Annotated in this window: 29 protein-coding genes and 1 other annotated feature; of the genes, 4 read left to right on the top strand and 25 right to left on the bottom strand. The window is 36.5% G+C overall.

From position 1 onward, the window contains the following. Positions 1–201: 201 nt before the first annotated feature. From rpmA to BLQ56_RS00030, 6 genes are all read right to left on the bottom strand, one after another. The gene (gene rpmA, locus BLQ56_RS00005; protein ID WP_090848919.1) at positions 202–492 is read right to left on the bottom strand and encodes a 50S ribosomal protein L27; all 291 of its coding nucleotides are present in this window, start codon (positions 490–492) and stop codon (positions 202–204) included. A gap of 15 nt (positions 493–507) precedes the next feature. Beyond that, positions 508–837: a ribosomal-processing cysteine protease Prp gene (locus BLQ56_RS00010; protein ID WP_090848921.1), complete on the bottom strand. Its 330-nt coding sequence runs from the start codon at positions 835–837 to the stop codon at positions 508–510. Positions 838–847: 10 nt separating this feature from the next. Next, entirely contained in the window at positions 848–1,156 is a 309-nt protein-coding gene (gene rplU / locus BLQ56_RS00015) for a 50S ribosomal protein L21 (RefSeq protein WP_090848923.1), read from the bottom strand. A gap of 12 nt (positions 1,157–1,168) precedes the next feature. Continuing rightward, positions 1,169–1,258, bottom strand: a sequence feature (ribosomal protein L21 leader region). A gap of 58 nt (positions 1,259–1,316) precedes the next feature. Beyond that, positions 1,317–2,780, bottom strand: a complete 1,464-nt coding sequence (locus tag BLQ56_RS00020; protein WP_139163049.1) for an Rne/Rng family ribonuclease — start codon at positions 2,778–2,780, stop codon at positions 1,317–1,319. Between the two features lie 44 nt (positions 2,781–2,824). Further along, positions 2,825–3,685, bottom strand: coding sequence for a M50 family metallopeptidase (locus BLQ56_RS00025; RefSeq protein WP_090848927.1), 861 nt, complete (start codon positions 3,683–3,685; stop codon positions 2,825–2,827). After that, positions 3,678–4,472 (bottom strand): M23 family metallopeptidase, encoded by a 795-nt coding sequence (locus tag BLQ56_RS00030; protein ID WP_090848929.1) that lies wholly within the window; start codon positions 4,470–4,472, stop codon positions 3,678–3,680. Before BLQ56_RS00030 ends, BLQ56_RS00025 begins: the two co-directional genes overlap by 8 nt. Before the next feature lie 94 nt (positions 4,473–4,566). On the opposite strand from BLQ56_RS00030, the gene BLQ56_RS23100 reads away from it, so the two are divergent. Continuing rightward, positions 4,567–4,857, top strand: a complete 291-nt coding sequence (locus BLQ56_RS23100; protein WP_139163050.1) for a hypothetical protein — start codon at positions 4,567–4,569, stop codon at positions 4,855–4,857. A 181-nt stretch (positions 4,858–5,038) separates the two neighbouring features. Here the strand turns inward: BLQ56_RS23100 and minD are convergent, their stop codons facing one another. From minD to BLQ56_RS00120, 18 genes are all read right to left on the bottom strand, one after another. Next, positions 5,039–5,839, bottom strand: coding sequence for a septum site-determining protein MinD (gene minD, locus BLQ56_RS00035; RefSeq protein WP_090848930.1), 801 nt, complete (start codon positions 5,837–5,839; stop codon positions 5,039–5,041). Positions 5,840–5,841: 2 nt separating this feature from the next. Then, the gene (gene minC / locus BLQ56_RS00040) at positions 5,842–6,537 is read right to left on the bottom strand and encodes a septum site-determining protein MinC (protein ID WP_090848931.1); all 696 of its coding nucleotides are present in this window, start codon (positions 6,535–6,537) and stop codon (positions 5,842–5,844) included. 81 nt (positions 6,538–6,618) lie between these two features. Beyond that, positions 6,619–7,131, bottom strand: coding sequence for a rod shape-determining protein MreD (gene mreD, locus BLQ56_RS00045; RefSeq protein ID WP_090848933.1), 513 nt, complete (start codon positions 7,129–7,131; stop codon positions 6,619–6,621). Beyond that, positions 7,128–8,000: a rod shape-determining protein MreC gene (gene mreC, locus BLQ56_RS00050; protein WP_090848935.1), complete on the bottom strand. Its 873-nt coding sequence runs from the start codon at positions 7,998–8,000 to the stop codon at positions 7,128–7,130. The genes mreD and mreC overlap by 4 nt, the downstream gene beginning before the upstream one ends. A gap of 259 nt (positions 8,001–8,259) precedes the next feature. Beyond that, complete coding sequence (locus BLQ56_RS00055; RefSeq protein ID WP_090848937.1) at positions 8,260–9,279, bottom strand: rod shape-determining protein; 1,020 nt, start codon at positions 9,277–9,279, stop codon at positions 8,260–8,262. A 115-nt stretch (positions 9,280–9,394) separates the two neighbouring features. After that, positions 9,395–10,066 (bottom strand): RadC family protein, encoded by a 672-nt coding sequence (gene radC, locus BLQ56_RS00060; protein WP_175490176.1) that lies wholly within the window; start codon positions 10,064–10,066, stop codon positions 9,395–9,397. A gap of 86 nt (positions 10,067–10,152) precedes the next feature. Beyond that, entirely contained in the window at positions 10,153–10,722 is a 570-nt protein-coding gene (locus BLQ56_RS00065; RefSeq protein WP_090848940.1) for a Maf family protein, read from the bottom strand. 183 nt (positions 10,723–10,905) lie between these two features. After that, entirely contained in the window at positions 10,906–12,033 is a 1,128-nt protein-coding gene (locus BLQ56_RS00070) for a hypothetical protein (protein ID WP_090848942.1), read from the bottom strand. A 329-nt stretch (positions 12,034–12,362) separates the two neighbouring features. Continuing rightward, on the bottom strand, positions 12,363–13,154 hold the full coding sequence (locus tag BLQ56_RS00075) for a hypothetical protein (protein ID WP_090848944.1): 792 nt from the start codon (positions 13,152–13,154) through the stop codon (positions 12,363–12,365). Then, positions 13,155–13,820, bottom strand: coding sequence for a PilN domain-containing protein (locus tag BLQ56_RS00080; RefSeq protein WP_090848946.1), 666 nt, complete (start codon positions 13,818–13,820; stop codon positions 13,155–13,157). It abuts the gene before it with no gap. Next, complete coding sequence (pilM, locus tag BLQ56_RS00085) at positions 13,820–14,794, bottom strand: type IV pilus biogenesis protein PilM (protein WP_090848948.1); 975 nt, start codon at positions 14,792–14,794, stop codon at positions 13,820–13,822. Before pilM ends, BLQ56_RS00080 begins: the two co-directional genes overlap by 1 nt. 23 nt (positions 14,795–14,817) lie before the next feature. Next, positions 14,818–15,582: a prepilin peptidase gene (locus tag BLQ56_RS00090; protein ID WP_090848950.1), complete on the bottom strand. Its 765-nt coding sequence runs from the start codon at positions 15,580–15,582 to the stop codon at positions 14,818–14,820. A 64-nt stretch (positions 15,583–15,646) separates the two neighbouring features. Then, positions 15,647–16,114: a type II secretion system protein gene (locus tag BLQ56_RS00095; RefSeq protein WP_090848952.1), complete on the bottom strand. Its 468-nt coding sequence runs from the start codon at positions 16,112–16,114 to the stop codon at positions 15,647–15,649. A 170-nt stretch (positions 16,115–16,284) separates the two neighbouring features. Next, positions 16,285–17,490: a type II secretion system F family protein gene (locus BLQ56_RS00100; protein WP_090848954.1), complete on the bottom strand. Its 1,206-nt coding sequence runs from the start codon at positions 17,488–17,490 to the stop codon at positions 16,285–16,287. Continuing rightward, positions 17,490–18,530, bottom strand: coding sequence for a type IV pilus twitching motility protein PilT (locus tag BLQ56_RS00105; RefSeq protein WP_090848956.1), 1,041 nt, complete (start codon positions 18,528–18,530; stop codon positions 17,490–17,492). The genes BLQ56_RS00100 and BLQ56_RS00105 overlap by 1 nt, the downstream gene beginning before the upstream one ends. Positions 18,531–18,540: 10 nt before the next feature. Beyond that, the gene (locus BLQ56_RS00110; protein WP_090848958.1) at positions 18,541–20,199 is read right to left on the bottom strand and encodes a GspE/PulE family protein; all 1,659 of its coding nucleotides are present in this window, start codon (positions 20,197–20,199) and stop codon (positions 18,541–18,543) included. Between the two features lie 25 nt (positions 20,200–20,224). Beyond that, positions 20,225–21,454: a G5 domain-containing protein gene (locus BLQ56_RS00115; protein ID WP_175490134.1), complete on the bottom strand. Its 1,230-nt coding sequence runs from the start codon at positions 21,452–21,454 to the stop codon at positions 20,225–20,227. Between the two features lie 36 nt (positions 21,455–21,490). Continuing rightward, positions 21,491–22,126, bottom strand: a complete 636-nt coding sequence (locus BLQ56_RS00120) for a hypothetical protein (protein WP_090848962.1) — start codon at positions 22,124–22,126, stop codon at positions 21,491–21,493. 194 nt (positions 22,127–22,320) lie between these two features. Here BLQ56_RS00120 and BLQ56_RS00125 point away from each other — a divergent pair, with 194 nt between their 5' ends. From BLQ56_RS00125 to BLQ56_RS00135, 3 genes are read left to right on the top strand one after another with little or no spacing between them, the layout of a single operon-like run. Further along, positions 22,321–23,505, top strand: coding sequence for a prepilin-type N-terminal cleavage/methylation domain-containing protein (locus BLQ56_RS00125; protein ID WP_090848964.1), 1,185 nt, complete (start codon positions 22,321–22,323; stop codon positions 23,503–23,505). Positions 23,506–23,517: 12 nt separating this feature from the next. Next, positions 23,518–23,976, top strand: coding sequence for a PulJ/GspJ family protein (locus BLQ56_RS00130; protein WP_090848966.1), 459 nt, complete (start codon positions 23,518–23,520; stop codon positions 23,974–23,976). Between the two features lie 14 nt (positions 23,977–23,990). Further along, complete coding sequence (locus tag BLQ56_RS00135) at positions 23,991–25,097, top strand: hypothetical protein (protein WP_090848968.1); 1,107 nt, start codon at positions 23,991–23,993, stop codon at positions 25,095–25,097. Between the two features lie 54 nt (positions 25,098–25,151). Here BLQ56_RS00135 and BLQ56_RS00140 read toward each other — a convergent pair whose 3' ends face one another. Continuing rightward, positions 25,152–26,870 (bottom strand): sensor domain-containing diguanylate cyclase, encoded by a 1,719-nt coding sequence (locus BLQ56_RS00140; protein WP_238457124.1) that lies wholly within the window; start codon positions 26,868–26,870, stop codon positions 25,152–25,154. Positions 26,871–26,987: the final 117 nt, after the last annotated feature.

The following is a 26,987-nucleotide window of genomic DNA, read 5'->3' on the forward strand; positions in this document are numbered from 1 at the left end:
AAGAAAAGCGCAAGGCGCCCGTTTATCGGCGACAGGCATAAGACGAGCCGACTTGAAGGTTGTTCTTTAACCTTCTAGACGGATTGGCTTATGACCCCGAGCCGATGGCGCCTGGAGCTAGACACTAAAACTGAGTTCGAATTTACTTATTTTTAAGGAAAAAAAGAAAACTCTAACCTAGCGGTTAGAGTTTTCAATGAATTAAGCTTCTTGAGCTGTTGGATATACACTCACTTGCTTACGGTCACGACCTAGACGCTCAAACTTAACAACACCGTCAACTTTAGCGAATAGAGTATCGTCACCACCACGGCCTACGTTCTCACCTGGATAAATTTTTGTACCGCGTTGACGGTAAAGAATTGATCCACCTGTAACGAATTGACCATCAGCACGTTTTGCACCAAGACGTTTCGAGATTGAATCACGACCGTTTTTAGTACTACCTACCCCTTTTTTAGAAGCGAAGAACTGAAGATCTAATCTTAACATGATATGCACCTCCTGCTATTTAGTAATTTTTATATACTGTCCATAATCTCTTTCAATTGTCTCTAATGATATGAGCATACCTTCAAGAAGCAATTGTACCTTCTCTGCAATCTCTTGTTCTAATCCTACTGGAATATCACAGCGGAGAAAGCCAGTTTTACCACCTTGCTCAATTCCTGGAACAACACCTGTGAGTGCTTCAATCGCATTGACTGTTCCAAACGAAACAGCTGATGCTCCGGCACAAACAATATCTTGACCACGCTTTGCAAAGTTGGCATGTCCACTCATCGTAAACGACTCAATCAAACCTTGAGGTGATCGTATAATCGTTACTTTAATCATCCATCAAACCTTAAGCGTTAATCTTTTCGATTACAACTTTAGTGTATGGTTGACGGTGACCTTGCTTTTTACGGTAGTTCTTTTTCGCTTTATATTTGAAAACAACGATCTTTTTTGCGCGACCTTGTTTTTCAACTTTAGCTGTTACAGTTGCACCTTCAACAGTTGGGCTTCCAACTTGAACGTTTTCGCCACCAACGAATAATACTTTGTCAAAAGTAACTGTTTCGCCTTGCTCTCCGTTTAATTTCTCAACGTAGATTGCTTGGCCTTCTTCAACCTTGATTTGTTTACCACCAGTTTCAATAATTGCGTACATAATTGCACCTCCTATATTTCTAAGACTCGCCATCGTCAGGTGCTTTAGAGAACATATGTAATCTAAAAACTTAATACCTAGTCTGTGCGGTTGTAGCATGGGTGCTACAAACAATAACATACAAATATTATCACATGGATACTAGAGTGTCAATATTAAATTATGATAGATACCTGTTCAATCGATCCTTTACCTCTTCTTCTGTCCCGATATGTCGAATAAGATAACTCCGATTCATTTCTTTGCCTTCTGTGAAATAAATTGAAAGCTTACTTCTTTCTTGTAACAATTTATGGTTTTCATCATCAATTAAAGCCTTTAAATCGGAGGAAATATCAACCCATACTGCTTCTGTATCTGTTCTTTCGTATTCCATCAGATCCCGCTCTAATTGGTAATATACACTCATTGCACTATTAACTAAGCCTGTTGCGTCACAATGAAGACATGGTGAAAGCAACGTCTCTGCCAGACTATGTCGCGTTCTTCTCCTTGTTACCTCTAAGATACCAAGTCTCGTAAATCCATGAACCATAGAAGGATAAAAGTCTGCTTTTACATTTTTCTTAAAAACCGAAATAACCTTTTCCTGATCTTTCGAACTCTTCATGTCAATAAAATCGATTAAAATCATCCCTGCAAGGTCGCGCAGCCTTATTTGTCGTGCAATTTCTTTCGCAGCTTCCATATTTATCTTCAGTACTGTTTCTTGTTGATTGGACTTTCCTTGAAATTTACCTGAATTTACATCAATCACCGTACACGCTTCCGTGTTCTCAATAACAAGATAAGCTCCATTATCTAAAGTGACTACTTTGTTTAATGTCTTCTCTATTTCTTGTTCAAGCTGATACCTATTGAATATATTCTCTTTCCCGTTATATCGCTTAACTGAACAAGTCAACTTTTCTGTTAAAATCTGAAAAGAATCAAAGTCATCAACAATTACTTCATCTGAGGTTTCTATACGAGTTTCCTGTAATAATTGATCAATCATCGTTTCTGCCTCAAATAAAAGTGACGGCTTTTTTGCACTCTTCTTTTTCTCTAAAATGGACTTATAGTCTTTTCTCTGTCTATTCAACTCAGCTAAAACCATTTCAACTGAATGTTCTTCACATAATGTTCGAAAAATCGCACCTTCTCCTGGGTGTGACACTTCCTGCCCAAACTCTCTCCATTTCTCTCTTTCCTCTTCATTTCTCATTTTTCGGCTAACAGCTACAGAAGCTTCTAGCGGCAAATACACAAGAAATTGACCAGGCAATTCAATGATCTCAGTTAATTTTGGGCCTTTGCTACCTATTCCTTCTTTTACAATCTGGACTAACACTTCCTGACCTTGATGAATAAAGCTTGAAATACTTTTAGATTCTTTTTGCTTGATGTCACTATTTTGATATGAGAGCAATTGATCTCTATGTAAATACCCACTTTTCTCAGTTCCAATATCAACGAAAGCCGCCTGGATTCCAGGTAGGACATCAGTAATTCGTCCAACATAAATATCTCCTACATGTTCACGTTTAGACGGCTGAACCATTTTTAATTGCACGACTTTTCCTTCTTCAATAACAGCCATTCGCTTTTCACTCGTTCTCACATTTAACACAATCTTCTTCAATTCATATAGCCTCACTTTGACGTCTTCTTTCTAGCAATTATACCCTACGTCCATGAGTAAAACACTTCTCCAATTGACTCTGTCGTCTTTTTTTCGGAAAAATAAGCATGTAGAAGTTCATTTTCGTCAATTTGAGGTTGCTTTCTTCCGTTCTTATGAATAATAATGGGGTGCTTGTAGCCTCTTTGAAACATCCAAAGCACCTCTTGGATTGTCACTGACTCATCGACCATCAGTGGTTTTAACATACTAATGCTACGATGTTTGCCATAATAGCGTTCTAAGAGGAAACGCATTAACACAAAATGCCTGTTTTTGAACTCAAGAGCAATCGAGTAAATTAAGAAAGTGACTATAATCCATAAGTTTAATTGTGTTGGATTAATCAGGATTAATCCTACTATAAATAAGAAAATAGCAATAATTGATGAGGTTAACATGAATTGATGTGATTTATAAAATGAGAAACGCCATGAAAAAAGAGTAAATAGAAGCTTGCCACCATCTAATGGCCAAATCGGCAATAAATTAAATCCTAGAATCATCAAATTTTGAAAAATAAATAGGTCCAGTGTTTCTTGTGATATTAATGAGATTGAAAATAAACCATATCCTAATCCAATCATCCATAGATGTTGAATTGGTCCTGCAAGTACAACTAGCACTTCCTCCTTCAATGGGCGATTACCGTGCTCTTCCATCTCTGCTACTCCACCAAACGGTAGAAGTAAGATTCTCCGAATTCTCCAAGAAAAAAAATGGGCACATAATGCGTGACCCATTTCATGGACAAAAACAATAACAAATAGCATTAGTAGTTCTCTAAAATGAGCAGTAATAATTGCTAGTCCAATTAATACCCATAATAATGGATGTATATGAATTTTTGATAAAAGTTTAATCAAATTTGATCACCTGTATTGGATCAATAAATGTCTCACCCTGCTTAATTGCAAAATAAAACATCCCTTTCTCATTTTCAGTATCGGTCACCTGACCAACTTCATCCCCTGTTTTGATAAAGGTATACAGAGGAACTTTGATTGATTCAAGATTCCCATACCAAGTCTGACTTCCATCACCGTGTTGAATAATCACTGTTTTCCCTAGATTATCTTTCGTACCAGCAAATGTTACAGTCCCACTGTTCATCGCCTCTACAGCCGAGTTACTGCCCGTTTCAACCATTACTCCTTGACCATTATCTTGAAAACTTTCAGTAACAGTACCTATCGCTGGGACGGCATAATGTGGACGATTCTCTACCTTAGCATCAGCTGTTTCAGTATCTTTATTATCTGATGTCGGGAAGAAAGCTAGTGGATTTCCGAACTGTTCCTCGTACCATGCGGATACAGCAGTAAATTGAAAGTCATTTTCCATTGTCTTCGTTACGAAGTTTCTCGCTGGATCGAGATCAGCGGATCCGTTTTTAAATAAGATGGCAACAACTAGGACAAGACAAACAGATAATAAAACTTTAAACATAAATACTTCTTTTCGAAATAGCGGATGTCCGTTTTCACCCGAACTGCCACCTTCATAGCTTGAAAAATGATCATATCCGTATTTTTCTTCATCTTTAACGAGAAAGGAGGATGGTTCTCTTTTCTTGTCTGGTAGATTAGTAGGTAGTCGTTCTCGTTTTCTTTTGGCGATTCTTCTTTTTATTTCATCTGCACGATGACTCATAGCTACACCATTCCCTTTAACGAAGTTTGTACAATTTTATGACTTGTCCGGGTGTGATATGACTATTATTGTTAATTTTATTGGATTTTGAAGGATGAATGCGTTTTTGCGGTTGGGGGTTGTTACCTTTTCACTGTGCTTCGGCTCGCTTTGGGGAACTTATCTTGGGTTTGGTTCCCTTGCCTTGGGCTTCGATTCGATTTGGGGAACCTTTCCCGGCTTTGGTTACCTTTTCCTTGGCTTCGGCTCGATTTGGGGAACCTATCTCTGCTTTAGTTACCTTTTCCTTGGCTTCGGATTGATTTGGGGAACTTATCTCGGCTTTAGTTACCTTTCCCTGGGCTTCAAACCTATCTCGGCTTTAGTTACCTTGACCTGGGCTTAACCTCACTTTGGGGAACCTATCTCGACTTTAGTTACCTTTCCCATCACATCACCTAGTTTTGACCATATAAAAAAGAGTTAAATCTCTGTTACTTTCAAAGATTTAACTCTTTTTTAGTTTGATCTATCAATCAAACATTATGAAACTATCTTCTAAACTACTAAAATTCGAGTCCGTCCAATTAACGTACTCCGAAGAATTTCTTTAGTTTGGTGAAAACACCTTTATCATCATCTTCTAGTGATTGAAGTGGAATGCTTTCGCCTAAGATTCGACGTGCGATATTACGGTATGCGATTCCTGATTTGCTATTACCATCTAATGCAATTGGTTCACCACTGTTTGATGCTTTAATGACGGAATCGTCATCAGCTACAATACCAATCAAGTCAATGGACAGATGTGTAACAATATCATCTACATCTAGCATATCTCCATTTTTCACCATATGATTACGAATACGATTGATGATTAATCGAGGTGGTTCGATATCTTCCTTCTCTAGTAGTCCGATAATACGGTCTGCATCTCGAACAGCAGATATTTCAGGAGTTGTCACAACTAATGCGCGATCTGCACCTGCAATTGCATTCTGAAATCCTTGTTCAATTCCCGCTGGGCAATCTATCACGATATAATCAAAGTCCTGTTTAAGCTCATCAATCAGCTTCTTCATTTGATCTGGCGTTACAGCTGTTTTGTCACTCGTCTGTGCAGCAGGAAGCAAATATAAATGATCATCAAAACGCTTGTCCTTCACAAGTGCTTGATGAAGCTTACAACGCTTTTGGACAACATCAACTAAATCATAAATGATTCGGTTTTCGAGGCCCATTACAACGTCTAAATTTCTTAGACCAATATCTGTATCCACTAAGCAGACTCGTTTACCTGCTAGCGCAAGAGCAGTCCCTACATTGGCTGATGTCGTTGTTTTCCCGACACCACCTTTTCCTGATGTGATAACTATTGCCTCTCCCACAGCTAGATTCCCCCTTCTAACCTCGTCAAATTCGGTCTCAAATGCATTAACTGTTGTAACCGATCAATAACAATCGTTTCATTTTCGTCAACATATGCACATTCCATCTCGTTTTGTTCGTCTTCTTTATGATTGTCAGGAGCTCTATTCATAATATTACTTATTCTTAATTGTGAAGGCTTCATTAATGATGCAGCAATAACAGCTTCGTTATTTCCATGAAATCCAGCATGTGCAATTCCTCTTAATGAACCAAGCACGAAGATATTTCCTTCGGCTATAACAGTTCCTCCAGGATTAACATCACCGATTAAAAGTAGATCTCCATCTACCTTAAGTACTTGCCCAGACCGAACAATTTTAGTAACAGAAACGATTTCATTTTTCTGTTTAATCTCTTTTGCTTCCTTTTTTGAAATCACATTACTTTCAATTGAATCAACGATCAAGTGCTTTTTACTTCTAATGATTGTTCGTAGCTCTTCTTCCTGTATCTTGGTCAAGTAACGATTACCTACTTTTAATCGTACAGCTAACAATGGACTATCTTCACCATGGCTATGATTTAAAGCTAACTTATCTGTTAATTCTCCGACAAGCTCTCGAAATGAACATTGATCATCGAGATGTAATGTTAATCCATCTTTTGTCCCTTTTATTGTAACAAGTTGTTGTTTTTGCCCCTTCACGATGTTCACCTCAATGCTTTATATTTCAACAAAAGACATGTATTATCCTCTTTTAAAGCGAAGTTTTTTACATTTGACACAATTAATCACTTATTCTACAACAGAAAGTTTGTCTATTAATTTCGCTAACGGGTATGACAGCAAAATAACAAAGATTCCATTCAAAATAGCCGTAGATATCAGTCTACGTTCAATAAATGTATTCATTGTGATCGTTGTATAACCGATTAAACTATTCACACCGAAAACAAAAAATTCTAAAATGACAACACTGACAATTGATAAAATCGAAATGATGACAATATGGTTTTGAAGAATACCGGCAAGCTTTGAAATAACATAAGCGATAAGTGGAAAGGAAAATAAATAAAGACCGAGTATTCCAGTATAAACAATATCAAACATTAGCCCATATATGGCACCAAGGAGCATACCTTCATTTCTATTGCCTCTAATCGAAATGAACACAATTGTCACAAAGAGAAAATGAGGCACTAATAAATGATCTTCCATGATAAAAGATGCAGGTAAGACGTCAACGAAAATACTTTCTAGTATAAATAAAAATAGTAGGATGATAGGAAGGATCAGACGTTTCATCATTCCTCTTCACCTTCACCTTCAACTTCTTCCACCACATCCATTTTTCGATCAACGATAATAACGTGATTGATTTCATAAAAATCGGCAGCAGGTTTGACATAAGCAGTTTTAGTTAACCCATAGTTGTCGGCAACAACTTCTGTCACCTCTCCTATAAGTAAATTCTTGGGAAACACCCCACCTAAACCTGATGTGAGCACAGACTGCCCTTCCTTAACTTCAACCTCAAACGGAATCTCTTTTAACAACAACGATTCTTCTTCCTGATCATAACCTTCAATCACAAAGAATTGATTTTGAACATCCTGAACATAAGCTGAAATTCGATTTTTCCGATCTGGAGAGCTTAATAATTGAATGGTTGAATGATAGGCAGACACGCTTTTCACCTTACCAATCAAGCCCTGTGAGGTAATGACTGCCATATTAGCTTTAACACCATGCTGACTCCCTCGGTTTACGGTTAAAAGATCATACCAAAGTGTTGGATCACGATTGATGACCGTTGCTTGAATACTATCATAATCATCCAAGCTCTCTGTCTTTTCGAGAACTGCCTTTAATTCTTCATTCTCTTTTTTTAGAATTTGGGCTTCTGTCTCAAGTATCACATATTGATCAAGCTTTTCTTTCAAGAGCTTGTTCTCTTCATATGTATTTTGTATATCATGTATATTGTTAAAAAAACCCGCTAAGGATTGGGAGGGCTTATGAAACAGGGATTGCACCCAGCCCACCGAATCCTTAACAAATTGTTCTGGCCATGTTAATTTATCTCGGTCTTGTAATGAAAAGCCAATCAATGCCACTAAGATGATAATACTAACAAGCAACAAGATAAGTCTTTTATTTAGAAAAAATTGTGGCACGACCTACACCTCTTATATCCTTATTTCCATTTGCTATTTTCGTTAATGGTTGCTAATTAAAACATAGTAGTCAATTCCACTCCAGGTGTAATCTTTCCGCGGGGTGGGCGATGAGCCTCCTCGTCGTTTTGCTCCTGTGGGGTCTCATCTGTCCCACAAATCCCGCAGGAGTCTCACACCTTCCGTTCCATCAACTTGTACCTATAAAAATGTTATATCTTATACACAACAATTTAACGATTAAAAACAGCCTTCCATATTAACGATGATCTCTTGACTTATTTTTAAATAAATCGATATGATCTAATGCTTTCCCAGTTCCAATTGCCACACAATCAAGTGGATCTTCTGCAATTAAGACTGGCATACTTGTTTCTTCACTAATCACTTTATCTAGGTTACGCAATAATGCGCCCCCACCTGTTAAAACGATCCCACGATCCATAATGTCCGCAGCCAGTTCTGGTGGCGTTTTTTCAAGCGTATTCTTCACCGATTCGACAATCGCATACACAGTATCATGAAGAGCTCCTGAAATTTCTTCAGCAGTTATTTCTATGGTTTTTGGAAGTCCAGTTAATAAATCACGGCCACGAATCTCCATGTTATCAACACCTTCAGGTGAACCAGCAGAACCAATTTCAACCTTAATAGCCTCTGATGTACGATCACCAATCATCAGGTTATAGGTTTTACGGATATACTGAATGATTGATTCATCCATTTCATCACCAGCAACACGGATGGATTGACTTGTCACAATACCTCCAAGAGAAATAATTGCTACCTCAGTCGTTCCACCACCAATATCAACAACCATACTTCCAGTTGGTTCCCAAACTGGTAAATTAGCTCCGATTGCAGCTGCAAATGGTTCTTCAATTGTATAAGCATCTCTTGCACCTGCTTGTCTAGTCGCATCAATGACCGCACGTTCTTCAACTGCTGTAATTCCTGATGGTACGCAGATCATCACATACGGCTTACGAGCAAAATAACCTTTTTTAACAGCTTGTCTTATGTAATATTTCATCATCGTTGCTGTTGTTTCATAGTCAGCGATTACGCCATCCTTCATCGGACGAAGAGCGACAACATTTCCTGGTGTACGACCAATCATATTTTTCGCATCATTTCCAACAGCGACAATATTTTTTGTGTCTGTTTGAAGAGCAACAACTGACGGCTCTCTTACAACAATACCTCTTCCTTTAACAAATACTAATGTGTTAGCAGTTCCTAAATCTATACCAAGGTCCTTTGTACCTATTCCAAACATAAAATGTATCTTCCTTTCTGATACGAAAATCCTAAAAAGTGATTTTTCATTCATTACATACTCTCAAAAACCCATAACCATTATTATATCGTAACCCTCTGAAAAAAAATAGGGGTTATAAATACCCTTTTTCTTTTAAGCTAACATATTTATGTTCACCGATGATGATATGATCTAATACTTCAATACCAATTATTTTACCACATTCAACAAGTCTTTTTGTCACATCAATATCTTCTCGGCTTGGGGTGGGATCCCCTGAGGGGTGGTTATGCAGTGCAATAATCGATGCAGCAGAGCGTTTAAAAGCTTCTTTGAACACCTCGCGCGGGTGTACTATGGAGGCATTTAAGCTACCTATAAAGATGGTCTGTTTAGCAAGCACTTGATTCTTTGTGTTTAAATATAAACAAACGAAATGCTCCTGTGTGAGAAATCGCATTTCTTCCATCAGATAGTTAGCACCGTCTTCTGGAGATCTAATCACATATCGATCTTCATACTGAAGTCGCCCAATCCTTCTGCCTAATTCAACCGAGGCCATAATTTGAATGGCCTTTGCTGGGCCAATCCCTTTAATGCTTGTAATTTCTTCAACAGTCGCTTCCTTAAGTAGTCTCAACCCTTCAAATTGATTTAATAATCGATTTGAAAGCTGTAGCACACTTTCCTCTTTCGTTCCTGTGCGAAGAATAATTGCAAGCAGTTCGTGATTTGATAGACTTTCTGGTCCTTCTGATAACAGTCTTTCCCGTGGTCGTTCATCAATAGGAAAATCGCGGATCATTAATGAAGATGAATTCAAGATTTGTTCCTCCCTTTTAAAAATAAAAAAGGTTAAGGAATTTGAGAAATTTCATGTATTGCAACAAACTAGATAATGTAGCCTGCTTTTTTTAATTCGCGAATGGTACGTGAAATAGGAAGTCCAACCACTGAGAAATAATCACCGTTGATGCCTTTAACGAGTACCGAGCCTAATTCTTGAATTCCGTATGAACCTGCTTTATCCTTCGGCTCACCACTACTAATATAAGCAGCTATTTCCGATTCTGATAACTCCCAAAACGTCACATCTGTTCGTTCAAAAAAAGTCACCCTGGATGTTCCAGTTAATATGGCAACCCCTGTATATACCTGATGTGTCTGATTTGAAAGCATTCTAAGCATTCGGAATGAGTCTTCTTCATTTTTAGGCTTTCCCAAAACCTCATTTTGAAAAACAACAACCGTGTCTGAACCTATGACAAAAGCATCACGATGATGTCTAGCAACATCCTCTGCTTTTTGTAGGGCCAAAGACATGACAATTTTTTCTGGAGTCATCGTGTTGTCTACGATTTCCTCAATTTCACTAACGATTACATCAAATTCAAGCTGAAGATTACTAAGAAGTTCTTTTCTTCGTGGAGAACCTGAGGCTAAGATGAGGCGTTGTTGCATTTAAATCACCCTTTATTATTTTTTTCGAAAGAATGGAAGATACTCCAATATCGTATCAAATTACGTGTAACTAGACAATTTTGGAAAACCCATTTTTCACAGATGTTTCTATTGTAAAACATTCACGAGTTTTTATCCGTAAAAAAGGAACTATTGCTAGTCCCTTTTTTATTTACTATTTAATTAAGACAGAGAAAGTTTCCATTCTTGATAAAACTGAAAAGCATTAAGTAGTTCTTGTTGTGATTTCATTAACGCAGCCTCATCATTTGATTTCTTATAAGCATTTAATTGATCATACGCATTGGTTAATGATGTTGAGAATGATTTCATACTAGCGCTCATGTCATCATTCACTTTTCCTTTCAACCCATCTTGAAGTTTGGAGATTGATGTCCATTGATCATCTGAAATGGACTTAGCTGTAAATGCAGTTGATGATAGTGCTGATAATTGTGTGAATAAGGCTTGGCCTTCTTTAATATAAGTAGCATCATTTTCATTGACCTTTGAATAACTTCCCCCCGCCACCTCTACAACCTTATGATAGGGTTCTTTCCCTGACTCAGCTTGATAAAGAGTACCAATCGGCTTAATAACTTCTTTATCAGTTCCAATCCCAACTACCACTGTATAAGAACCGTCTATTTCGACCGAAGAAGCTGGAAATCCGCTTTGCTTAATCTTAGCAACTAAATCATTTACGCCCTCTTTATTTTGGTAAACACCTTCTTGAGCATAAGCTATATTCAAAGGTGGAAGCTCAATGGCCGCATTTCCTGCTGTGTTACCATTCCCTTGTTCACCATCAGACGCTGAAGCATCACCACTATCAGCTGGTGCTACTGTAGGCGTTCCAATCGCTTGTTGATGTTCATCTCCTGACATAAGATTCAGAATCATCGCACCTAATCCTAAACCAACAATTACTGCTAGAAAGATGGATAATAATAGCGTTTTTATTGCAGAAGAAGGACCTCGATTAAAGCTAGATGTTTTCGGAGTTGCCTTTTTAAAATAAGGATTTCCTTTTTTTGATTTATTTCGAACATCTTCAATTTGCACAACCTTTATAGGATCAGCACTTTTTGAAGCTTGACTCTCATCTGGTAGTACCCATGAAAATTCGTCATTTTCTTCCTCTTCCTTCGCAGCTGCCGTTTCTTTCTTATAAGTAAATGGTCGAAGAATTTCCTCTTCAGTAGAATTACTAGAATCAACATCTTGCTTCATTCCACTGTCAGCTTCATCTCCAAATCTTCGTTCATTTCCATTAATCTTAATCGATATCCGATTATTCCCCTTGTCCATTTCTTCACCGCCCTTAAAATACTAGAACCCTCTAACACTTTCTATCATCCTAGCATACTCAGAAAAAAAAATAACAAGACATTTGTCGACTTAAGTGTGAAGGTTTTCGTCAAATTTTTTAAGAGGCACAAGAAAAGCGCAAGCGCCTTGTTCAGCCCCGACAGGCATAAGGCGAATCACGCAGGAAGTCTTGACTTCTGAAGTGATTTGACTTATGACCCCGAGGGGCTAGGCGCTGGAGCTAGACACAAAAACTAGTTCAAATTTGTTAAATATTCTTATCTATTAAAAAAAGAGACCCATATTTAGGGGTCTCCTGCAAGTGTATTTTATTCATCTTCTTCAGATGTATTAACGAACAATGGATTTTTCTTTTCACTTGGGTCCGGGTAGTTCACTTTTGGTGCTTCTACGGCAAGCTCTGGATATGCTGGCATATAGAAGGTTGATAGTGTAACCGTATAAGTTAATGGCTCATCAATGTCTTCTTGTGCGACCGAGACCACTTCGCTTTTACCCGTGAAATTAAGAGAATCCACTTTTGCAATTCTTGTTTGGTGTTCAATTAATGATAAGAACTTTTCTAATTCATAATAGCCAGGTGATTTGATCGCTATTGTGACTGTGACTTGTTTAAGTCCTTCTACTATCGTTGGATCAAACACTTCAACTTGTTCCTCGACTACTTCAGTTGTTGTTTCATTATTTTGAGGTTGTTCTTCAGTTGTTGCCTCTGCCTGTTCAGTTGTTGCAGTCGTTTGGTTTGGCTCTACTGGTGCTGGAAGTGAAAAGTCAGCTTCACTAAATGCCAAGTTTACAATCTCACTATTTGACACTGCTTCAGCTTGCTCTATATCCAGGATCAGCTGTTCTACTAGCGGAATAACTGGTATCTTTTTTTGGATTTCGGTAGAACTAACTACAGGAGTATCTGCATTAGATTGTTTTTGCTTTAATGTATCAATAAGTTTCTCCTGCATCACTACGTTTGATTCTAAACGATCAATTTCTAATTCAATAGGGTCAATTAATAGAATACTTGTTAAATAGGTCGCACCTACTATTATTACCATACTAAAAATAAGTGTTATAATGTGTTTCTTTGTAAATCGGAGAGTCACTTATTCCCCCTCCTTTTGTAATTTCTTTAACTCTTCTTCATTTAACTTTAATTCAAATTGAGCTAAATAACGTGGTAGAACAACTTCATCTGTTTCTTCAACAGGAATGATCGTAGTCATTAAGGTTTCTAAACCAGTAAAGGGATCAATGATTGTTTCCTCAGTAATAGTTGGAGCAGTATCCTGTAGCTCAGTTGACGTAATACTATTTACCTTTGAATCTTGCAAATAAGATGATTGGTTTAAAGTTGCTAAATAATGCGCAACTTCGGTTGTAGAATCAAACTGAACAATATAACTTACACTTGTACCACCTGTGTATGTAAATGATTGAATGAATCCACGTTCTGGTAAAAGGTTTGATAAGTGCTTAATTAATGGAACTGTTTCAACAAAATAATCATCTGCCCATTTAACAGTACGGTCTAATTTAATCACACTATTAGATTCTTCACCCTGTGAAATGGATTGCTCTAACTTAATTCTGTCAGCCTCTAGTGTTGCTATTGAAGTTGCTAATCGTTGCTTTTCTGCATTAAGTTTGTTTTGCTCTGAAAGAATAAATGTTGCACATCCAAAAGTAACTAAAATCGCAAGTAAGATGACAGCAAACATTGCACGATTCTTTATTTGTTTTTTGGGTAAAAGATTAATTTCGACTAACATTATTGCACCTCTTTTAGTGCCAAACCTAATGGTAAATAATAATTAGGTGGAAGTTTTTCAATTGAATCAATGGTTGATACAGGAATCTCATATCTCTCTATTACACGAGAAAACACATCATTACTATAAGGATGATCACCACTAAAAAGGATCTTAGTTACAGATTCTTTCCCCTTCATTAGAGAATATTGATAAAAATTTAACACATGATCAATTTCACGATAAATTTCCTCAATAATGCCTTCTAATGAGCGTTCAGAATTCCCCCATTTAATTTCAGCATTTGAACCTGCTCGATTTTGTTGTATCTCCCAATCCTCAATCGTTGTCTCCAGTGGTAAATGTCTCATAAAGATTGGAATATGCTGATAAAAAATACTTAAATTTACAGTTTGTAAATCAAATTGTATAAGAAGGATATGATCTTTCAAATTTGTTTTATCACTATAATCAAATAATCGATACATACATAGTGGTGAAATATCAGCCGCTATTGGTTTAAGTGAGACCTCTTGTAATAATGCTGAATAAGCATTAGCTAAATCTTCAGGAGCAGCAAAAAGAAGGATTTCTTTTTTGTCATCATTCTCCGATAATTTCTTTATATCAAGAACAGGCTCATCGAAAGGCAAGTGTATAGTGGATCCTAGTTCAGAATATAAATAACCGACAATCTCGTCATCCTTTATATCAATTGGAACCACAATTTTCCGGATAACTACAGAAGAATCCGGAATTGTAAAGCGAACCTGACGCTTAGAAATTCCCCATTCAGAAACACATTCCTCTAAAATCAATTTAAGTGTATCACGCTCAATAATTTTCCCCTCATCAATAATACCCGATGGTAAATAATGTTCACGGTATTTCTGAACAACTAGTGGTGAAGACTGTTTAACTCCGACATAACGGATTACATGGTCTTTGATGATGATGTTTGCAATTTGATTTGAAGTAAAAAGTTCAAAAGCCATTATGATAACCCCTTATAGTAAAATCATGAAACAACAATTGTTATATACCAGTTAATAATATCTTGTCCGAAATAATAGGCTAATAGAGTACCTAACACAATTGCTGGTCCAAAAGGCATTGGTTTTCCTCGTTTGACCTTCCCTGTCACCATTCCAATTAATCCTATTAAAGTACCGATAATAGTAGCTAAGAAAAATGAGAGGAGGGTTAACTTCCAGCCTAAAACTAGACCTAGAACTGCATAAAGTTTTATATCTCCACCACCCATACCACCTCTACTAACAAGTGCAATAATAAAAAGTAATGTGAAGCCCACCAAACTGCCTAAAAGCATATCCCACCATGGAGTTAAAGGGATAAATACTCTCTCAATTAAAAAGAGTGGTGCAAAAAACAATAAAACTTTATCTGGTATAATCATGTATTTAAGATCTGACACAAAAATGATCATTAACAATGAAACCAATGTCCATGAAACGATCAATTCCTTTGACCATCCCACCAACAATGGTGAAATCGTAAAAAGAATTGCTGTCACCATTTCAACAGAAGGATATAAAGGAGAAATACGTATAAAACATTTTTTACAAGAACCTTTTTGATATAAATATGATAATAAGGGAATTAGTTCCTTAACTGTAAGTTCGTGTCTACAATTCGGGCATGCTGAACGTGGAAAAACAATTGATTCAGCTTTTGGTATTCTTAAACCCACTACATTGTAAAATGATCCTAAAACTATACCTAGAATAAATATATATACATGATATAAATCTAATAAATCCATTGAAAAACCTCTCAGTTAAAATGATAACCCTCATTAGAGGGTTATCATTTTATTTTCTTTACGATTATCTTATTAAAGTTTCTATTTGAGTTTCTGAAAGTGCAGCACCTTTAACATGAGCAGGTGAAAGTCCAGGTTGAGCATAATCTTCTGTTGATGGATGTGCATCAATACTAAAAGTAAGTGCACCACCATTTTTAGTAATTGTTAATTCAAAAGCATCCGATTTATCAAGATAACCTTCAAAACCAGTATTTCCTGTTGGAAGATAGCTTAGTGAACCATCAGCAGCTTTAGTGATTTTTAAAGTGTTCGCAGAAGGGTCGAAAGTTGGGCCTTCAGATGCGATATATAACTTAGCTGAACCTATAATCTGAGATGCTTCAGTTAAATCAGCTTTTCTCTCAGAATTAGCAATAATGTTCCCAATTGCAGGCACTGCTATCGCAGCAATAATCCCCAAAATCACAATAACCGCTAGTAACTCGATTAATGTCAAACCTTTTTGATTTTTCAATATTTTCTTCATCATTCTCCCGTTCTCTCCTTTTATAAATAGGTATTAGTACTTAATTACTACTCTATTATAATGGTAAACTCCGTAAAATTCACCATATTTTTCATATATTTTTAATAATTTTTCCAAAACTGTCAAAAAGCGACATGAACACTGCTGCTTTTGCATGGTATAATAGACTCATTTTATTGGATATGGTTAAACATATCAAACATTGGTACCATAATTGCTAGTACGATTGTACCAACAATACCCGCTAAAAAGACGATCATTAATGGCTCGATTAATGATTTAAGTGAGTCAGTTGTATTCTCTACATCCTCTTCATAAAAATCTGCTACTTTTCCTAGCATTTCATCTAATGAACCAGTGCTTTCCCCGATCATAATCATTTGAGTAATTAATGGTGGAAACACCCAATGCTTTTTCATTGGCTCTGTTAGTGATTGACCTTCCTCTAATGAAGAACGAGCATCCTTAATAACAGCACTTATCACTTCGTTCCCAACAACATTTTCTACGATTGCCAATGCTTGTAAGATCGGAACAGAACTTGTCATTAATGAACTTAATGTTCTCGTCATCCTTGCCAACGCTGCTTTTTGAAGCAGTTTACCAAAAATCGGCATTTTCAAGACAATTAAATCCATATAATATCTAGACCTTTGCTGCTGTCTTAACAATGCTAAACCTAATATGACTCCAAATACAATTATTAAGATTAGCCACCAAAAAGTTTGCATAAACTCACTGGCTCCAAGGACAAACTTCGTAATAGCTGGAAGTTCAGCCCCGAAATCAGCAAACATCCCCACAAATGTTGGTACAACTCCAATTAGAAGAAAGATAACAACACCAATCGCAACAACACCAATAACAGCAGGATAAGCTAATGCAGATTTAACCTTAGATCTTGTCTTATGCTGTTTTTCAAAGTGGACAGCTAATCGCTCTAATGTCTCATCAAGACTTCCCCCAATTTCACCAACACGTACCATATTAATAAAAAGATTAGAAAAAATCTTTTTATGTTTACTTACTGCCGATGAAAGAGAGTTACCATCACGAATGTCTTCCTCTACTTCACCCAATACCTTGCTAAGGGCTTTACTATTCGTTTGACTTGCTAATATGTTTATAGAATCAACAACCGTAACCCCCGCCTTAATGAGGGTCGCAAATTGCCTTAAGAAGATAACAAAATCCTGGAGCTTCACAGGGTTTCCAATTGAAATATCCTTTGTGAGGAAGGTTTCTGGCACTTCCTCCATATTTAATACTCGAATTCCATCTTCACGAAGCTTTATGACAGCTTCTTTTTTCGTTTTACTAGTAATGACACCAGACTTTTTCCCAGTCTTATCCCGACCTTGATATTTATAACGTGGCATTATTCAATCTTCTCCTGTAAGAATGGTTGTGCTACCTCTTTTGAGATGACTCCTGCATGAACCATGTCTAAAATATTGCTTTCAAGCGTGTGCATACCTGCAGCACGACTTGTCTGCATAACATTATAAATCTGGTGAATCTTTTCACTACGAATTAAGTTAGCTACGGCAGATGTATTAATCAGTATTTCCGTTGCTGCACGACGACCAGTTTTATCAATTGTTGGAAAAAGACGCTGAGAAATAACTGACACTAACACTGATGCAAGCTGAACTCTAATTTGTGGTTGTTGTTCAGACGGAAACACGTCAATGATCCGGTCAACGGTTGAAGGTGCGCTGGATGTATGTAAGGTCCCAAGTACTAGATGCCCTGTTTCTGCTGCAGTAATGGCTGTATGTATTGTCTCAAGATCACGCATTTCTCCAACAAGAATAATATCTGGATCTTGACGAAGTGCTGCACGAAGTCCATTTGCAAAATTTTTCGTATCAAACCCTATTTCACGTTGATCAATAATACTTGCATTATGTTTATGTAAGTACTCGATTGGATCTTCTAATGTAATAATATGTTTACTCTTTGTTTGATTAATATAATTGATCATTGCTGCAAGTGATGAGGACTTCCCGCTACCTGTAGGTCCTGTAACAAGAACAAGGCCTTGGGGCTTTTCCATCACTTTCTTTAGAATTTGTGGTAATTCTAACCCGTCAACTGTAGGTATTTCAGTTGGGATTACACGAAAGGCCATCGCAACATTTGCACGTTGTCTAAATGCATTCACACGAAAACGGGAAATACCTGGTATTCCATGCGAAAAGTCTAGTTCTCCTTTTTCAAGAAAGGTTTCCCACATTGAATCAGGAATGATAGATTTTGCCATCCCTTCAATATCAGTTGGTAATAACATGTCTTTCCCATATCTTTTTAAATCTCCATGTATTCGAAAAATGGGTGGCACCCCAGCTGTTAAATGGATATCTGATGCCTTCAATTCATGTGCAGATCGTAATATAAAATTTAATTTTTCTTCCATCCCTTTTCACCTACTCAGCAATTGCTACACGGAGTACTTCTTCAGTTGTCGTAACTCCCTGCTTCACCTTTAACAATCCATCATCTATTAAGAAAATGGTTCTATTCTTAATCGCCATTTCTCTAAGCTTTGTTAATGATTCCCCATCCATAATGACACGGCGCATATCATCATTTAATTCAAGTAATTCATGAATGGCAATTCGACCACGATATCCGGTCATATTACAGGTACCACACCCAACTCCACGCTTCACTTTTTCAATTGTTATGCCTCGTTTAGCAAAAATCTCAAGTTCACGATTTGTTGGTAGATCATCCTTTGCACAATCCTTACACACCTTTCGAACTAGACGTTGTGCAACGACCCCAGAAAGTGATGAAGCGACAAGGAAAGGTTCGACTCCCATATCAATTAATCGTGAAATGGTCCCAAGTGAATCATTTGTATGGAGTGTACTGAACACTAAATGTCCAGTTAAAGAAGCTCGAATTGCGACATTGGCGGTTTCTTGATCACGAATTTCTCCAACCATAATGACATTGGGATCTTGTCTTAATATCGCACGTAATCCACTCGCAAACGTCATCCCTACATTACTGTTTACTTGAATTTGGTTAATGCCATCTAAACGATACTCAACAGGATCCTCAATCGTAATGATGTTTACGTCATCTGAATTCAAGCGATTAAGTGCAGCATAAAGTGTCGATGATTTTCCAGATCCAGTTGGTCCTGTAATAAGGACGATCCCTGTTGGACTCTCAATTAGTTTAACAAATCTCTCTAAGTTCACCTTATTAAAACCAAGTTGTGGTAGATCATTTAGAGCACCACTTAAATCAAGAACACGCATAACGATTTTTTCACCATAAACGGTTGGTAATGTTGAGACACGGAGATCAATGGCCTGAAAATCGAGATTCACTTTAATACGACCATCTTGTGGAATTCTATTTTCAGTGATATTTAAGTTTGCGATAATCTTGATTCTTGCTGTTAGTACACTTTGCATGCTTTTAGGTAACGCGCGCTCAGTACGTAGAACACCATCCACACGATATCTTAATACAACCTTTGTTTCTTGTGGGTCAATATGTATATCACTTGCTTTTTGTGCAACTGCATTTTGAAGTATTTGGTTTACAAGCTTCACCACAGGGGAATCATCACTTGCTACTCCACGTTCTTCCTGAACATCATTTGAAGACTCTGCAATGAAGTCTTTAACCCCTTCATCCAAATCATAGATTTTATTAATTGTTCGAACAATATCATCTTTTGACGCAATGGCTGTTTCAATCTGAAACCCAGTAGCAAGTCTAAGATCCTCGGTCGTATAGAAATCCATCGGATCTGCCATTGCAACAAATAGTTTGTCACCATCTTTTTTTAATGGAACTAATACATTTCTTTGGGCAACCTCTTTTGGTATAAGTGTCGTTAGACTAGTATCAATTGGATAGCGGAATAAACTAACATGAGGGATTCCTAATTGAAACTCAAGTACTTCGATTAACTGCTGCTCTGTGATATATCCACGCTGTAATAGCACATCTCCTAGTTTTTGTGACGGAGACTTTTCAGAGAGAGCATTCTGTAACTGTTCTTCTGAAATCAGTCCACCTTCAACTAGTAAATCTCCTAATCTTTTACGAGTGTTTCTCATATTCTCCCCCTACATTCTTAAGGTGTTATTTGAAATCAATTGTGTTATCCCAAAAGCCTTCATCATCACTTGTACTCTCATCAGAGTCTGAATTTGAGTCATTAGTTGTTGGTAAAGAACTACTGCCTGCTAAACTAAATGCCACAACTTTATGGATTGGGCGGTAGTAATCTTCAGACACTACTACCTTTTCGGTTTCTTTTCCTTTCGTAATAACACGGGTTACTTTTAACATACTTCCATTTTCCCCCGCTGTTTTAACTTTCTTTGAGCCGAAACTAAGTTTACTATCATATTGCTTTATTAGACGTGGTTTAATGACTGCCTCTTCACCTAATTCAACACGATATTTATAAGGAAGGTCAGGGCCAATCATTTCGACTTTTAAGTCTGAATTAGTCAAGGTAAAAGTAAGCTTATATTCAAATGGATTAGCATTGTATAACATCAAGTCTTTATGTTCTTTTTCAACTCGAGCTTCATACCCAAGTGTTGCATACCCTGGTAAGTTTTCACTAATATGTCTCTCAACGATCTCAATATTAGTTGGTAATATACTTTTATATATACTTGTCCCAATTACACTTAAGGTTTCATCGCTTGCTTCAAAAGCATTTTCACTAACAAAAGTTAGAAGTGAAAAAGATTGATGCGGAGCTAATGTGATCTCTTTTACATCTTTTCCCCATTTTGTTAATTCACTTGAAATGGTTTCAAGAGGAATCTGCGCAGATGATACAACCTTTTGTTCACCAATTAATAAGTAACTTAATAGGTTTAGAGTGAGTTGATCAGAAGCTAGTAGTGAAGATTTTTCTTGAAGCGATAGTTGAATCTGTTCTGCGTTAAATAGATCAATTTTCTTATTGGAAATTGTCTCGATACTTTGATTAAGTACATCTGGCTTAATCGTCACCATTAAAGGAGTTTGAACACCTTGTTTGGCTACTTTTACAGTTTCAGCTATTGCAAATATAAAACTATCAGATTTATTAATCAACATAGACTCATTACCAAATTCAATCCCGATTTGCCCAGAAGCTAACCAATTGTTTACTTCTGTCGTCACCTTTGCTTCTGCCTCTTCTACTGTCAACCCCTCTACATCAACCGAACCTATTAATGTACCAGCCTCAAACTTATCTCCAGAGGCAAAAGTATTATATGAAGTGACTCCAATTTGAGCAAAAGTAAAAATAAAGATAACGCATGATATTAGTATTAAAGCAGCTTTGACCTTCAGTTGGTTCCTCACACTTTTTACCCCTTCCATTTCATTAACAACTCACTATTATTTGTCATGTTTAACCTCAATTGTTTCAAATACAAATTCATCTAAAGGAGTTAATTCTTCAGCGAATTCATGTTTAGTGCTTTCTGACAAAGTCACCTCAGAATTAACATTTATTTTTTTCTCCACATTCACAAAATCCTCACTGACAGAATTCAGCCAATTATCATTCGTATTAGTTTCCTCAGAAGATGCCACTTCTTCAAGTGCTTGATTCACTTGAATTTGAGCTTCTAGGTTTTCTGGTTCATCATGTTCTTGTTCTTGATCGAAGATGTTTTCATCTTGATTTGTGATATAAGAGCCTTGCTCTACTTTATCTCCAATCTGATCCTGAACGATGATCTGATTATTCTTAGGCTTTGCTGAATAAACCTCAGATGTCATACCAGAAACAGTGACTGTAGATTCCTCGATACGCTTTTCTAACAAAAGTACTAGCATGATAGATAAACAGAGAAGTACAAGTGCTACCTTCCATATCCCTAGCAAAGGAACTGCCATTATACCTATAATCGATATTAAAAAAGCGCCTACAAGAATGATTATTTTAGAAGATGACTTTATACCTAGTGGTAATTTCATCATTACTGGTATAAGAATTAAAAATGCTATTACTGAAAATATGTATCCCATGAAGCTCTCACCTCTATTAGTTAGTAGTATAGTCCCGGTTAAAATGGGTTAATATCCATTTTATATGAAAAAGGATAATTATAAAAGACGAAATTTGAAGATATTTGTAAAAACAAGAAAAAATTCTCAATCTACTTTCCACAATAACTTTTGATGTCGTATAATAAAAGAAATAGGAAAAAAGAGGTGGAAAGATGCACCTGAAACAGGAAAAAGGATTTACACTTATCGAATTGCTAGTATCCATTGTTATAATTACCATTATTCTAACAGTGTTTATGAAGTTTTTTACACAGGTAGCTATTTTTGCAAATAAAAATGAGGAAATGCTAACAGCATCGAATGATGCAAGAGAGGTTCTATCATTACTTCAAGAGAACCATAGAATGATAGATTATCTTTCGCACTACAATATCATTGAACTAGAAACAACAACACATAAGGTATTATCTGTTGACAGCAACCCTGTTACTTCAACTACAACACATTATAAATACGATAATATTCAAACGGTTTCTGGGCAAAAGGTATTAGAGGATCTTCTTTACCCCGGGTCTACATCACCAGGAAATGTAGAAGATATTTCACTTTCGTTTTCTAATGGTTCAGATGATTTAATTGAAGTACATGTTGTGATCATTAATCAGAAGGATTCATCAACATTATCAGAAACATATGGATATATTCCAAAGCTTGCAAGCCCTAGTGATAATACCTTTTATTTAACAGATTTGCCTTTAACAAATGATACTGGAAAACTTATCCTAGGCTCACTTCAAGGAACAACAACGACAACTGATATTATTTATAAGTCCACCGCCCATAACGAAGCATTTCATATGATCAACCTAGCAAATTACACAGGTGATTACACATTAATGAGAATTAAACCTTTAATTGATGAATTCACAATTAATGGAAGTATTCGCTACCCGGTGTTAGGTAATGGTGGAGGCTACAGTATTTTAATTGATGGCAATGTCACACCTTCAGCTAATACATATTCCGGAAATATGCTTTATTTTTTACCAGATAGCAATACTCTTTGTTTAAAAGAGGTTGGTGACATGACCTGTGATGATAGTTATGTTATTGCAAATACGAATTTCAGTTGGACCAAAGATACTGAAATTGAAATCGTTGCTAGAAATAACTATGTAGTAGGTCAGTACATTGATCCACTTCAAACAACTCGTGCGTATGATATTACACTCACTCAAGGAAGTGTTGTGATTACAGAAACATTAAATTCTACCCTACCATCAGGATTTGACATTTATTCTAAATATATCGGGTTAGGACTTTGGAATACCTCCAATGAGGCTTCTAAGATAGATAATAAGATTATCGTTTTCAATACATTTAATATTTTTAAATAAGGGGCTGATAGATTGATACGTGTTTTAGATAACAATAAAGGATTTACACTTATTGAACTACTAGCATCCCTTGCTATACTTTCTATAATTATTGGCTTAGTCTCTAGTGTTTTAATCAATAGCATGAATTATTCGGAACGTAGTGAAAGTAAGTTATCTCTTGCATCAGAGGCTAACCTACTTCTTGCACAACTAACAAACTATCATCAATCTGGTGAAACTTACAAAGTTAGCTACAATTCCACTACTACAGAAATAAAAGTGAATGATACAGTCGTGGGTAAACCTGACCTACAGTATATTTTGGTAATTGATCAACAGAAATATCAGGGGCTACCGAGCTCTACTAGTTCCGCACAAAGCTTCCCAGACAGAAACATCGTTACTTATAGACCTTTATTTGTGGAACTTCGAATCATTGATGAGAAATCACAACAATATGAAGTGAAAACCGTGATTAACCGGAAATAAATGGAGGGATGAATTTGAGAAAGCTAAATGAAGATGGTAATACACTCGTGATGGTTTTATTAACCGCTACACTTATTATGATATCTGGAACTGCTTTAACATCACAAGCCTTAACTGGAACAAAACAAGTAAAACAAACAGAAGGACAACAAATTGCAACAGATGCTGCTGAAATGGGAATTGATCACTTTTATTCAGAAGTTAAGAAAGGTGCTATTGCTTTAGATTTGTCTACAAATACTTGTACTCAAGTTCAAAACGCTGCACTAGCAGTTCCTACACCTAAAGTGACGATTGTAAGTAACACAGCAACACCTATCGAATATACCGTTGATAGTACAACAGGTACTTCTTATGCAATTACAGTAGATTCAGTCCCATGTACTAAAGTAGATGAAACAAAATATACGTTTAGTTTCTATAGTACAGGAACAACGCTTGAAAATGGGAATAAGATTTCTAAAACATTAACAGCAACCTTTCCGATTCAATTAAACAACAAGTTTCCCGAAAAACCACCTGGGTTCACTGAATGTTATAATGACTCAAGCTGTTTAAATGTTTCTAAAGATAAAGATACATATACCTATTTAAAGGATACTTATTTTCCAACTGGATTAGAATTAACCGAAAAGGTAACTACTATTGCACAAAGTGTTTACATTGAAGGTGATCTACAAATCAAAGGGTACAACAATCTTGAAGGTGAGTTAATCATCAACAAGGATTTATTTGTTAATGGAGATTCAGAATTTAATAACTTCGCAAATACAATTGTTTATGGTGACTACTATTTAAGTGGTCAATTTGTAGGGACAAACCATGCTGAAGTAGTTGTTAAGGAAGATGCATTTTTTTATGATGATATTACCCAAAAGCCTCATACATTTGTATGTGTTGAGGATGATTTAACTGTTACACAAAAAACCTTGGATAGTAATGTTATAACCCTTTTCCCAGAGGGGATGACCACCTGTGAGCAGGTAGAGAGTCATTTTAGCAAAAAAGAGAATGGCGGCAATGGTACAGAAGCAAATGGTATTTTTGCCAAACGTGTTTCAGTGTTTAATAGCAGTTCAAATGTATCAATTAATGATAATGAATTAGAGATTATATATTAAAAGAAAAGACTCGGTAAGTTAAATCACAAACCGAGTCTTTCTTTGTAAAAATATCTATTTCACATACATCGCAACCTTATTCCTACCACCCTGCTTCGCTCCTGTATACATCGCACGATCCGCATGCCTTAAAATATCCAAGGGTCCTTCCGCATCTTCTGGAGCTGTGGCGAAACCGATGCTTGCTGTTATTCTCACCTTAATCTTTTGGCCACCACCGAGATCATCATGAATGGTAAATGGTCTGTTAGCTATCATTTGGCGGATGGTCTCTGCTATTTTGTGAGTTGTTAGTTTATCTGTATCTGGTAAGAGGATGACAAATTCTTCTCCCCCATAGCGTGCTACCGTGCCGATTTCTCCGATCATGTTCGTTAATCTCATGGCTAATTGGATAAGGATCTCATTTCCACTTTGATGACCATATGTATCATTTACTGTTTTGAAATGATCAATATCTAATAAGATAAGAGATAAAGGTTGAATTTCACTAGTGGATTGAAAATTAGCAAACTCTTTATCAAGTAATTCTTCTAGATAACGATAGTTGTATAACCCTGTTAGTGCACAAATCTCACTCTTTCTTTTAGCTTCCTCATGGTGTCTTGCATTTTCAGTTGCAACTCCAAGATAGGATGCCAAGATTTCAACAGTGGTCAATTGGTATTTCTCGAATGCCCTTCTTCTATTCGAAGCAAAAACAAGTACAGCAACCACCCGATTGTGTCGAATGACAGGTACACAAAGTACACTTTCTACTGATTCAGGAAGATAGGTTTCACCTAGATGCTCCCACTCTCTTCTAGTTTTATAAATCACCGATTTTCCACTTGCCAAGACATTTCCACTTATTCCATGATTCTTATAGATTGGATCAAACGTTGATGTTTGAATGGAGTCTTTTTTGACATGTCGGATCACTTCCAACTTTTCTTCAGTAATTCTATCTAGAATATATGAGTAATCAACAGAAAGCATTTCACCTGTTTTTTCATTAAATAAGTCTATAACACTAGAAACATCTAAACTTCCAGCAAGTTCATGCCCTAATTCACTCGTTTTCTGGAGGTAACCGTTAATTCTCTCACTTGAATAATAGAGTCTAAGGATAAGAGATAAACTAATAAGAGGAATACCAACATATAACACTGCGACAAGGCCTATTTCAATATAGAGGATGTATAATAAAAGGCCAATTGGAAAATGGAACAATTTTGAATATGCTTCCCAAATTAAATCTTTACTGAAGTATGGACCTTTTAAACGATAGACAGACCTTTTAATATAATAGAGAATCGAATGATTCCCCAAAAACTTCGATAATTCATAACCGATAATAGGAATCAGTACATGTCCAGATGACATATCTAGATCTCCATGTGTCCCAACAAGTAGATAATAAGTAATACCACCAATTAATGATACTCCAAGAAACATTAATGAGTTAATTGGAAAACGATAGAGGTCCTTCCAACCAATTCTTATTTTCATAAGAAGCGCAAGCATTGCTAGTTGGGAGAATATAATTTCTGCAAACAAACCAAAGTAAAGGAAAATGACAAGTGACACACCTTCGATGAAGAGAATTGGTGTACCATTTACAACAATAGGAAGGATGGAAAGGAATATGATCAATAATAAGAAGCTAATAAGGTCAAGCTCATAACCAGCAATTGTGAAGTCTGACTGGCTATAGATTGTCCACAATGAAATGGGAAACATAAGGATCCATGTGGACCAAAGAATATATTTACTCTTCTTACTAACATTCAATTGCCTCTCCCCCTTCCTACTTTTACAGGATTCTGACATTTACTAACAATATCTTACCAAATTATTAGAAAATTGTCACTCTAAATATAGGACTATTTACCTGTAATCCCAATAAAT

It is taken from the genome of Litchfieldia salsa, assembly GCF_900104555.1.
Lineage (GTDB): Bacteria > Bacillota > Bacilli > Bacillales > Bacillaceae_L > Litchfieldia > Litchfieldia salsa.